The 5119-nt window shown below is 51.1% G+C and carries 4 protein-coding genes and 1 pseudogene; 4 read left to right on the top strand and 1 reads right to left on the bottom strand.

The window, feature by feature from the left end; all coding sequences use genetic code 11:
- The 4 genes from AB7U36_RS18020 to AB7U36_RS18035 form a co-directional block, all read left to right on the top strand.
- Window positions 1-920: NAD-dependent epimerase/dehydratase family protein (locus AB7U36_RS18020; protein ID WP_428161057.1), on the top strand; the 920-nt coding region annotated here is incomplete at its 5' end.
- Complete coding sequence (locus tag AB7U36_RS18025; protein ID WP_428161058.1) at window positions 914-1906, top strand: NAD-dependent epimerase/dehydratase family protein; 993 nt, start codon at window positions 914-916, stop codon at window positions 1904-1906. The genes AB7U36_RS18020 and AB7U36_RS18025, both read left to right, overlap by 7 nt.
- A gap of 48 nt (window positions 1907-1954) precedes the next feature.
- Window positions 1955-2887 (top strand): Gfo/Idh/MocA family oxidoreductase, encoded by a 933-nt coding sequence (locus tag AB7U36_RS18030; RefSeq protein ID WP_428161059.1) that lies wholly within the window; start codon window positions 1955-1957, stop codon window positions 2885-2887.
- A 15-nt stretch (window positions 2888-2902) separates the two neighbouring features.
- Window positions 2903-4597 (top strand): aminotransferase class I/II-fold pyridoxal phosphate-dependent enzyme, encoded by a 1695-nt coding sequence (locus tag AB7U36_RS18035; RefSeq protein WP_428161060.1) that lies wholly within the window; start codon window positions 2903-2905, stop codon window positions 4595-4597.
- Between the two features lie 301 nt (window positions 4598-4898).
- On the opposite strand, the pseudogene AB7U36_RS18040 reads toward AB7U36_RS18035, so the two are convergent.
- Window positions 4899-5119 (bottom strand): annotated as a pseudogene (locus AB7U36_RS18040) (transposase); the annotation flags it as partial.

Raw genomic sequence — 5119 nt, forward strand, 5'->3', positions numbered from 1 at the left:
TGATTTATCAATGGGCAGCGGATCCAAAATACTGCGGCATCCCCGAAGCCGTCATCCATTATGCGGAACAACCGTCAGCACCCTATTCTCTGATGGATTACAAGCGTGCCAACACCACCATCTCCAACAACCTGCTGGTCACCAACAATCTCATGTTCGCCATCCGGGATCTTGCTCCTGACACGCACATCGTCAAACTCGGTACCATGGGGGAGTACGGTACGCCGAACATTGATATCGAAGAAGGCTGGATCGACATCGAACATAAAGGCCGCCAGGGCCGTTTTCTCTTCCCCAGGCAAGCCGGCTCTATCTACCATACCACCAAAATCATGGACACGGATCTGCTCTGGTTCGGGGTTCGCATGTGGGACCTGCGCGTCACTGATCTCATGCAAGGGCCGGTCTATGGCATCGAAACAAAGGAAACCTTGATCGACACCCGGTTTCGAACAATTTTCAACTACGATGAAATATTTGGAACCGTTATCAACCGCTTCATCGTGCAGTCCGTGATCGGTCATCCGCTGACAGTGTACGGCAAAGGCGGGCAGACACGCGGCTACCTGAATATCCTTGACACCTTGCAGTGCGTGGCAAAGGCTGTAGAATTACCAGCCGGTCCTGGAGAACTGCGCATCTTCAACCAGATTATGGAGACATTCACGGTCAATGAACTGGCCGAAATGATTGCCGCAGCCGGTCGCCGCCACGGCCATAACGTTACCGTACAGCACCTGGAGAACCCTCGCAAAGAGGCAGAAGAGCATTACTACAACCCTAGTTACCATGGCTTAATCGAACTGGGCGTCACGCCCCATTACTTGACCGACGACGTGCTCGACGGCATGTTCAAGGTGGTGGAGGAAAACCGGGCCGCCATCCGAAAAGAGATCATTTTCAAGGGGGTCAAATGGTGAAGGATTTTCAGCACTGGCTGATCACCGGGGGCTGCGGATTTGTCGGAACCTCCCTGATAAAAACTCTGTTGGCCCAGAGGCCAAATCTGTCCATCCGTGTGATAGACAACCTGTCCGGAGGCTCCCGGAAAGATATTGAAGAGGTAACGCCGGTGCGCATTCTGGACAATATCATTCTTCCCATGGCTGATCCGGGCGTGGAACTTCTGGCTGCTGATATCCGTGATTTGAAAACAGCCATGAAGGCCGCTGCAGGGGCCGACGTGATCGTCCACCTTGCAGCGAACACAGGTGTACAGGCTTCGCTCCGGAATCCGGTCATGGACATGGAGTGTAACGTTGCCGGTCTGGTTAACTATCTGGAAGCGGCCAGGAAAAACGGAATTGCTTCTTTTGTGTTTGCTTCATCTTCAGCACCCATAGGCCAGGCCGAGCCCCCCATTACAGAACAATCAATATGCCGGCCTATATCTCCCTACGGTGCCGGCAAAATGGCGGGTGAAGCGTACTGCAGCGCATATTACGGAGCCTATGATTTGAAAACCATAGCCCTTCGTTTCAGCAACGTCTATGGCCCCCTGTCCATGCGCAAGGGCAGCGTGGTTGCCCTTTTCATCCGCCAAGCCCTGGGCGGGAAGCCATGGACAATCAATGGCGATGGAACTCAGACCCGTGATTTTATTCATATCCAGGACATCGTATCTGCCATCATAGCCGCCGCGTATTCCCCCTGTGGCGGAGAGATTTTCCAGATATCCACACAAATTGAGACTTCGGTGAGCGACATGGCGGCAATGCTTGCAGATATACTTAAGGAAAAGGCGGGGATTCAACCGGATATCCGTTTCGGTCCTCCTCTGAAAGCAGATGTGCCCCGTTCCTGGGCTGACATATCCAAGGCAAAAACCATGCTTAAGTGGGCACCGGGGCGGACATTACAAGAGGGGCTTGAAGAAACCGTGGATTGGTTTCTATGTAGAATCTAAATCCCGGAGAAACAGGATATTCCGGTTTAACTGATGAGGAACGGTTATATGAAGCGGTTTGCGTTGATTGGCGGGGCCGGTTATGTGGCGCCCCGGCATATGAGAGCAATTAAGGACACGGGGAATCTTCTGACCGCGGTGCTGGATCCACATGACAGTGTGGGTGTAATTGATTCTTATTTTCCGGAGGCCCATTTTTTTACGGAGTTTGAGCGGTTTGACCGGCATGTGGATAAAAAGAAGCGGCAGGGGGGTGCTATTGATTATGTGAGCATCTGCTCTCCAAATTATCTGCACGATGCCCACATCCGGTTTGCCATGCGAAATGGGGCGGATGCGATCTGTGAAAAGCCGCTGGTGTTGAACCCCTGGAACCTTGACGGGCTTGAGGAGATGGAGAAAGATACAGGATTCCATGTGTATAATATTCTGCAACTACGGCTGCATCCGGCATTGATTGAGCTCAAGAAAAAAATAGCGGCGGAAGCGTCTGATAAAAAGCATGAAATTAATTTGACTTATATTACCAGCCGGGGGAAGTGGTATTTTATATCCTGGAAAGGTGATGAGGCCAAGTCAGGGGGGATTGCAAGCAATATCGGAATTCATTTTTTCGATATGTTGATCTGGATTTTCGGGAAGGTGCAGATGAATGTGGTGCATGTGTATGAACCCCACAAAGCTGCCGGATATCTGGACTTGGAAAATGCAAGAGTGAGATGGTTTTTAAGTGTGGATGAAAATACTTTGCCTCAAGATGTCCGGGCAACCGGACAGCGAACCTACCGGTCCATTACCGTGAATGGGGAGGAAGTGGAGTTCAGCAAGGGGTTCACGGAGTTGCATACGGTGAGTTACCAGGAAATCATCAATGGGAACGGGTTCGGGCTGGATGAGGCCCGGCCGAGTATTGAAACTGTTTACGCCATCCGGAATACAAAACCTGCGCTGATGCGCGGGGAAAAGCATCTGTTTGTATAAAGGAGGGATTTGAAGATGACTCAGGCCTTTGTGCATGATACGGCTGTGGTGGATGAGGGTGCCCGGATCGGAGAGGGAACAAAGATCTGGCATTTTTCCCATGTGCTGACAGATACTGAGGTGGGGCAGGACTGTAACATTGGGCAGAATGTGGTGGTGGGGCCTAATGTGACGGTGGGAAACAAGTGCAAAATCCAGAATAATGTCTCTGTTTACAAGGGGGTGATCCTGGAGGATGAGGTGTTCTGCGGACCGTCTATGGTGTTTACCAATGTATTCAATCCCCGGTCGGCCATTCGGCGGATGGATGAGATCCGGCCCACCATAGTGAAAAAAGGGGCGTCCATCGGGGCCAATGCCACTATTATATGCGGAATCACCATCGGGCGCTATGCGTTTGTGGGGGCTGGGGCTGTGGTTACCAAAGATGTGCCGGATTATGCCCTGGTAATGGGAAATCCTGCCCGGCAGAGCGGATGGATGTGCGAATGCGGGGAAAAGCTGAACAGCCAGATGACCTGCCATGTCTGCGGTAAGTCCTATCCTCATCTGGAGGGCGGAAGAGAGATCGCCTTTGTGGATCTGGCTGCCCAGCAGCGGAAAATTCTGCCGGAGATTGAGGCCAATATCCGGAAGGTGCTGCAGCACGGCAAATATATCATGGGGCCCGAGGTGGGAGAGCTTGAGGAACAGCTGGCTGAAATAGCGGGGGTGAGGCATGCCGTCTCCTGTTCTTCGGGGACCGATGCCCTTATAATGGCGCTGATGGCGTATGGGATCGGACCCGGGGATGCGGTGATCACCTCTCCGTTTACCTTTATCGCCACGGCTGAGGCGGTGCGGTTACTGGGGGCGACCCCGGTGTTCGCGGAGGTTGATCCGGTGACCTTTAATCTGGATCCCCGGAAGCTGCTTGAGGCAGTTGAACAGACGAGGCAGGATGGCAGGGGACTGGTCCCCAAGGCAGTAATTCCTGTGGATCTGTTCGGGCTGCCCTGCGATTATGATAGAATTAACCGAATTGCTGAAGAAAAGAGCCTTGTGGTGATTGAGGATGCGGCCCAGTCCTTTGGAGGATTGTATAAAGGCCGCCCGGCAGGAAGCTTAGGGGACATCGGATGCACCTCGTTTTTTCCGGCAAAGCCTTTAGGGTGTTATGGGGATGGAGGGGCTGTATTTACCGATTCTGATGAGATCGCGAAAAAGTTGAAGTCCATCCGGGTTCATGGAAAAGGAGCAGATAAATATGACAATGTCCGCGTGGGAATTAACGGGCGGATAGATACAATCCAGGCTGCGGTACTTCTGGCCAAGCTGCCGATTTTTCCAGGGGAGATACAAAAGCGAAATACTGTGGCCCGAAGGTATTCAGAGTTAATTGCACGCAAGGGCGAGGTGGGGTTAAAGTTTCCCTTCGTGCCCAACGGGTATGCCAGTGCCTGGGCCCAGTACTCAGTGGTTGTAGAAAACGAAGCGGACCGGGAAGAAATTCAGGCCAAATTAAAAGCTTCAGGAATCCCGACAGCGGTTTATTATCAGACCCCGCTACATCTTCAGACCGCATTTAGGGATCTGGGATATCAGGCCGGGGATTTCCCGGTATCAGAAAATTTGAGCCGGTGTATTTTCAGCCTGCCTATGCATCCCTATTTGACGGCTGAAGAGCAGGTGAGGGTTGTGGAAGTCTTGATGTCTGGGGGATTGAGTTGAAACCAGTGTAAATATTCGGGTTAGTAATTTTTATTACTCCTCTTTTTTTTTAAAAAAAAACGGGACACGACCAAAAAACTTTGATACAAGAAAAAGCATGGGATCTTCTTGTAGAAATTTGTCAACATCTTCAACCCATCAAATAGATGGCCAGCTTATTGATCTGCCCCTGACTCACAGCCATATATTTCAATTCCAGAGAGAGAATATCTGGAGTCAAGTACCTCCGGCAGAGCCGGAGGCTTGAATTTATGAACCGCTCAAAGCGGTTATTTTATTGGCCACCTAAAAGGTGGCGTGCCTATTTGAACAAGCTCAGTTGCTCCAAACGTTTATCCTCTTTCTCCTGAGAATGGATATATTCACGAATAGTAGCTTCATCTCGACCAACGGTTGAAACATGATACCTCCGGCCCAAAATTGCTGGCCGGTAAAATTTCTTCGATGGCCCAAATAATTGCGTGCTATATGGATCGCACTTTTGCCCTTGATAAATCCAACGACTTGGGCGACCGAATATTT

The organism is Desulfobacter sp. (assembly GCF_050177295.1).

What these genes read in the sequence shown, in the direction of transcription:
- AB7U36_RS18025 (WP_428161058.1), top strand. Translation starts at nt 914, where the DNA reads ATGGTGAAGGATTTTCAGCACTGGCTGATCACCGGGGGCTGCGGATTT.
- AB7U36_RS18030 (WP_428161059.1), top strand. Translation starts at nt 1,955, where the DNA reads ATGAAGCGGTTTGCGTTGATTGGCGGGGCCGGTTATGTGGCGCCCCGG.
- AB7U36_RS18035 (WP_428161060.1), top strand. Translation starts at nt 2,903, where the DNA reads ATGACTCAGGCCTTTGTGCATGATACGGCTGTGGTGGATGAGGGTGCC.